Annotated in this window: 9 protein-coding genes; 8 read left to right on the top strand and 1 reads right to left on the bottom strand. The window is 73.7% G+C overall.

Going from position 1 to position 4,957, the window contains the following annotated elements:
* Nucleotides 1–206, bottom strand: a 206-nt coding sequence (locus tag FNX44_RS29215; RefSeq protein ID WP_228450158.1) for a hypothetical protein, incomplete at its 3' end; no start/stop codon positions are given.
* 24 nt (nt 207–230) lie between these two features.
* Here FNX44_RS29215 and FNX44_RS28635 point away from each other — a divergent pair.
* The 8 genes from FNX44_RS28635 to FNX44_RS23860 all read left to right on the top strand — a co-directional run.
* The gene (locus FNX44_RS28635) at nt 231–425 is read left to right on the top strand and encodes a hypothetical protein (protein WP_194362478.1); all 195 of its coding nucleotides are present in this window, start codon (nt 231–233) and stop codon (nt 423–425) included.
* A 144-nt stretch (nt 426–569) separates the two neighbouring features.
* The gene (locus tag FNX44_RS23830; protein WP_143650955.1) at nt 570–908 is read left to right on the top strand and encodes a YbaB/EbfC family nucleoid-associated protein; all 339 of its coding nucleotides are present in this window, start codon (nt 570–572) and stop codon (nt 906–908) included.
* Between the two features lie 127 nt (nt 909–1,035).
* Nucleotides 1,036–1,635 (top strand): recombination mediator RecR, encoded by a 600-nt coding sequence (gene recR, locus FNX44_RS23835; RefSeq protein ID WP_143650956.1) that lies wholly within the window; start codon nt 1,036–1,038, stop codon nt 1,633–1,635.
* A complete protein-coding gene (locus FNX44_RS23840) occupies nt 1,628–2,347 on the top strand; it encodes a DUF5063 domain-containing protein (protein WP_143650957.1) in 720 nt (239 codons plus the stop codon). Before recR ends, FNX44_RS23840 begins: the two co-directional genes overlap by 8 nt.
* 101 nt (nt 2,348–2,448) lie before the next feature.
* Complete coding sequence (locus tag FNX44_RS23845; protein WP_143650959.1) at nt 2,449–3,201, top strand: SDR family NAD(P)-dependent oxidoreductase; 753 nt, start codon at nt 2,449–2,451, stop codon at nt 3,199–3,201.
* Nucleotides 3,202–3,289: 88 nt separating this feature from the next.
* On the top strand, nt 3,290–3,730 hold the full coding sequence (locus FNX44_RS23850) for a MerR family transcriptional regulator (RefSeq protein WP_143650961.1): 441 nt from the start codon (nt 3,290–3,292) through the stop codon (nt 3,728–3,730).
* Nucleotides 3,731–3,844: 114 nt separating this feature from the next.
* Nucleotides 3,845–4,231, top strand: coding sequence for a hypothetical protein (locus FNX44_RS23855; RefSeq protein WP_143650963.1), 387 nt, complete (start codon nt 3,845–3,847; stop codon nt 4,229–4,231).
* Nucleotides 4,228–4,957: transcriptional regulator (locus tag FNX44_RS23860; RefSeq protein ID WP_143650965.1), on the top strand; the 730-nt coding region annotated here is incomplete at its 3' end. The genes FNX44_RS23855 and FNX44_RS23860, both read left to right, overlap by 4 nt.

Below are 4,957 nucleotides of genomic sequence, written 5' to 3' on the forward strand. Positions count from 1 at the left end.
CGTCGGGGTACGGCGCGTCGGGCGGCGGTGCGTCCGGTGGTGCGTCCGGCGGTGCGCCTGGAGGTGCGGTGCCGGGCGGTGGCGGCGCGCCCGGTGGGGCGTCGGCGTACGGCGGTGGGGATTCGGCGTACGGCGCCCCGGGTGGCGGTCCGCGGGGCGCGGCTTCCGGGCCGGTCGGCGGCGGGGCCGGTGCGGTCGGTGGCCACGGTGGGACGGGTGGTGGCGCCGCCGTGGGCGGTGCCGGGGAGGTGGCGGCGTCCAGGCCGGAGAGGGAAGCGGAGTTCGCGCCTCGACCGGTGGTGTCGGTCGAGGACGACATCCCGGAGGAGGACGACCCCGACCTGGACGAGTCCGCGCTGTCCGGACACGACCTGATCATCCGCGAGCTGGGCGCCACGGTCATCGAGGAGATCAACCACGAGTGAGCGCCCGAGGGCGTCGCGAACCACGTAGGCTCGGGTTCGGTGGCTCCCTCGGGGCGCGCCCCGCCGGGGTGCTCGGCGGGTGTGTGGGTCGCGCCGGGTCGGGCCGCCGTGGACGATGATCCCGAGTTCAGGAGCGAGCGAGCCGTGTTTCCCGGTGGTGGGCAGCCCGACATGCAGCAGTTGCTGCAGCAGGCGCAGAAGATGCAGCAGGACCTCGCGGCGGCTCAGCAGGAGCTCGCCGAGACGCCGGTGGAGGGCTCGTCGGGCGGTGGCCTGGTGAAGGCCACGGTGACGGGTTCCGGTGAGCTGAAGGGCCTGGAGATCGACCCGAAGGCGGTCGACCCGGAGGACACCGAGACGCTGGCGGATCTTGTCCTGGCCGCCGTCCGGGACGCGAACGCGGCGGCGCAGCGGCTTCAGCAGGAGAAGCTGGGTCCGTTGGCGCAGGGTCTGAGCGGCAGCATGCCGGGGCTGCCCTTCTGAGGGCCGCCCGGGTCGCCCGTCCCCGTTCGGCGGGCCGGGGCCGTCCGCCGGGTGCGGCGGCCCGCCGCCGGGCGGGCGTGGGTGACGTCCGGCGTTTTGGGTACGGCAGGAGAAGGAGTCGGCGGTCATGTACGAGGGTGTGGTCCAGGACCTCATCGACGAGTTGGGCAGGCTGCCGGGCATCGGCCCGAAGAGCGCGCAGCGCATCGCCTTCCACGTCCTCCAGGCCGATCCGACGGACGTGCGGCGCCTCGCGCACGTGCTGACAGAGGTGAAGGCGAAGGTCAGGTTCTGCTCGGTCTGCGGCAACGTGGCGCAGGAGGAGCAGTGCCGGGTGTGCCTGGACCCGAGGCGCGACGCGACGGTGATCTGCGTGGTGGAGGAGTCGAAGGACGTCGTCGCGATCGAGCGGACGCGTGAGTTCCGGGGGCGCTACCACGTGCTCGGCGGCGCGATCAGCCCGATCGAGGGCGTGGGGCCGGAGGATCTGCGGATACGGGAGCTGCTGTCGCGGCTGGCGGACGGCGCGGTCACCGAGCTGATCCTGGCCACCGACCCGAATCTGGAGGGTGAGGCGACGGCCACGTACCTGGCCCGCATGGTGTCCGCGATGGGTTTGAAGGTCACACGGCTGGCCAGTGGTCTCCCTGTCGGGGGAGACTTGGAGTACGCCGATGAGGTCACGCTGGGCCGTGCCTTCGAGGGGAGAAGGTTGCTTGATGTCTGAGACCGACACCGGGACCGCCATCGAGGACGCGGGCGTGCTCGCCGAGCAGGGCGGTGTCCGCCACGTGAGCACGGCCAGTCCTGACGACTTCGCCGTGCAGATCGCGGATCAGGTCGAGAGCTTCATCCTCGCCGTGACCGAGGTCGCCAAGGGCGACGAACCGGACAGCGCCGTCCCGTACCTGCTGCTTGAGGTGTCCCAACTCCTTTTGGCCGGAGGCAGGTTGGGCGCGCACGAGGACATCGTGCCGGAGGAGCGCTACGAGCCGGACATCGGTCCGGAGGCGGACGTCGACGAGCTGCGGGAGCGGCTCGGGCGGCTGCTCGAACCGGTGGACGTCTACTCCGAGGTCTTCGACCCGTACGTGCCGCGCAGTACGCCGGTGGCCTGCCGTATCTCCGACGACCTCGCCGACGTGCTGACCGACCTGCGCCACGGCATGGCGCACTACCGGGCCGGCCGGGTGTCGGAGGCGCTGTGGTGGTGGCAGTTCTCCTACCTCTCCAACTGGGGTCCGACGGCGTCGGCGGCGCTGCGCGCGCTGCAGTCGCTGGTGGCGCACGTGCGGCTGAACACGCCGCTGGCGGAGCTGGACGGCCTGGACACGGACAGCGACGCCGTCACCGACGACGGTGAGCTGGAGCGGGAGGCCGGCGAGGTGATGGCGGCCGAGATCGCCGCGCCGCTGGGGCTGCACAAGGGCCGCGAGTAGCCGTGCCGGAGACCGGCGCCGCCGCCGTCGACGGCCCTTGACCCGCCGTCGACGGCCCGGCTTGACCCTGACGTCGGTGTCAGGGTCGGACGCTCGTCGGCATGGAGAAGACGGACGACTTCAGGCGTACGGTGCTGGTGACCGGCGGTGGTTCGGGGATCGGTCGGGCGACGGCGCGGGCGTTCGCCCGTGAGGGTGCCCGGGTGGTCGTGACGGGCCGCCGCCCGGAGCCGCTGCACGACACGGCCGGCGAGCCCGGCATCGACGTGCTGGTGGCGGATCTCACCGGCGACGGTGAGCCGGAACGTGTCGTGCGGGCAGTGCTGGAGCGCCACGGCCGACTCGACGTGCTGGTGAACAACGCCGGGATCGTCGTACGGGAAGGGCTCGGCACGCTGACGGCGGCCGGGCTCGGGAACCAGTTCCGGACGAACCTGGTTGCCCCCGCGCTGTTGACGCAGGCCGCGCTGCCGGCGCTGGAGGCGGCCGGCGGTGTGGTCGTCAACATCACGACGTCGGTGGGCCGGCGGGCCTGGCCGGGGAACGCCGCCTACGCCGCCTCCAAGAGCGCGCTGGAGGTGCTGACACGGAGCTGGGCGGTCGAGTTGGCGCCGCGCGGGGTGCGCGTGGTGGCGGTGGCGCCTGGGGCGGTGGAGACGCCGATCGGGGAGCATTCGGGGATGTCGCCGGCGGAGCTTGCGGCGGTGCGCCGGTGGCAGCTCGCGCACACTCCGCTCGGGCGGATCGGTGACGCCGAGGAGGTCGCCTGGGCGGTGACCCGGCTGTGTGAGCCGGGGGCCGGCTTTGTGACCGGGGTGGTCCTGCCGGTGGACGGTGGCGCGGTGATCGCCTGAGCGGCGCCACCGCGGAGCACGCGTGGGCGCGTGGTGCCCGCCGCGCGCCCCTGTCGCGCGCGGACACGACCGGAAGTGGGGACGGACCGTGCGGATCGGTCAGCTGGCTGCGGAGACGGGCGCGTCGGTGCGTGCGCTTCGGCACTACGAGGCGGCCGGGCTGCTCGGCAGCGAGCGGGCGGCCAACGGCTACCGGGTGTACAACGGTGGCGCGGTGGTCCGTGTGCGCAACATCCGCCGTCTGCTCGCGGCCGGGCTCACGTTGGAGGACGTACGCGAGTTCCTGCCGTGCCTCGACGGGGACGTCGCGGCGGCGCCGCCGGCACCGGCGGGCCTCGAGGTCGCCCGGCGGCGGCTGGCGGTGCTCGACGCGCGCATCGCGGAGCAACTGGCGGCCCGCGAGCGGCTGGTGGCGGCCCTGCGGGCGGCCGGTGAGCAACCACCCCCGCCGCCTGGGCCCTCCGACCCTCTTGTCGCCGAGCGGTATGCGCGGGGCAAGTGCCCCGTGGATGTGCGCGGCGAAGCGTAGTACTTCCACCGGCTGTTCGCGGTGAAACCCCCGAACTCACCCACATCGGCGCCACGTTGCGTAACTTCTTGCTCACCGGCGCCGAGGTGGGGCCGGTGAGGGAGGAGATCTGGCGTGCCCGGAATCGACGAGTGCCTGCTCGAGGCCATGGTCCTGCCCGGTGCGCGCGGCGCCGCCGTGGTCGACTGGACGAGTGGTCTCGCGCTGGGCACCGTCGGCGAGTCGCCGGCCGGGGACCACGAGGCATCGGCGGCGGAGACCGCCGAACTGGCCAGGATGGCGGCCGAGCAGCCGTCGTTCGGCGAGGGCGGTCCGGACGACGACCCGGGTGTCGAGGACGTGATCGTCAGCGCCCGCAACGGCTACCACCTGCTGCGGTTCGTCGAGACCGGCATCGACAGCACGGTCTTCATCCACCTCTGGCTGGATCGGGACGAAGGCAACCTCGCGCTGGCCCGGCTGCGACTGCGGGCCATGGCCGAACGGCTGGTGTTGGCATGACAACGCTCACGGACGGGGACACGACAACCGAGGGGATGCCCAGCCTGCGCCGGCTCGCGGCGGACCGGGCGACGGGTGTGCTCTACAGCGACGTCGGCGCGGTCTACCTGGCCGACGGCGAGGTGGTGCACGCGGAGTCCACGGCCGCCCCCGGGCTGGACGAACTGCTCGCCCGCGACGGCCGGTTGGCGGCGGACTGCTGGCAGCAGGCGGTACGGGACGGCGGCGCGCGCGGCGGCCTCGCCCGCCGGCTCGTCGACAGCGGCCGGCTCTCCCGCGGCGAACTGGAGATCTGCCACCTCTGCGCGCTCTTCGACGCGGCGTTCTTCGTGCTCGACGCCTCGCCGGGGAAGGTCAGGAAGGTCAGGTTCCGGCCTGGCGCCGGGCACTGGCTGGGGCCGATCCGGGCGGTGTCGGCGGGCCTCGTGGAGCGGGAGGTGCGGCGTCGGCGGCGGCTGCTGGACCGGCTGTGGCCGCACCCGGCGGTCGACACCTCGCCGGTGCGGCGGCTTCCCGAGCCGCCGAACGGGCCGGGGCGGGTCCGGGTGCCGCGCCGTCAGCGGGACGTGCTCGAACTCGCGGACGGGACGCGCACGCCGTACGCGATCGCCCGCCAGCTGGGCCGACCCGCCTTCCACACCCTGGTGGACGTGCGGCGGCTGGCCGCCGCCGGCCGGGTGGCGACCCCGCCGCCCGCCACGGCTCCTCCGCCCACCTGTCTCTTAT

It is taken from the genome of Streptomyces alkaliterrae (assembly GCF_007097205.2).
Lineage (GTDB): Bacteria > Actinomycetota > Actinomycetes > Streptomycetales > Streptomycetaceae > Streptomyces > Streptomyces alkaliterrae.

Bases quoted from the DNA above. Each gene is read 5' to 3' on its own strand.
- recR (WP_143650956.1), top strand. From the start codon at position 1,036: ATGTACGAGGGTGTGGTCCAGGACCTCATCGACGAGTTGGGCAGGCTG.
- FNX44_RS23840 (WP_143650957.1), top strand. From the start codon at position 1,628: ATGTCTGAGACCGACACCGGGACCGCCATCGAGGACGCGGGCGTGCTC.
- FNX44_RS23845 (WP_143650959.1), top strand. From the start codon at position 2,449: ATGGAGAAGACGGACGACTTCAGGCGTACGGTGCTGGTGACCGGCGGT.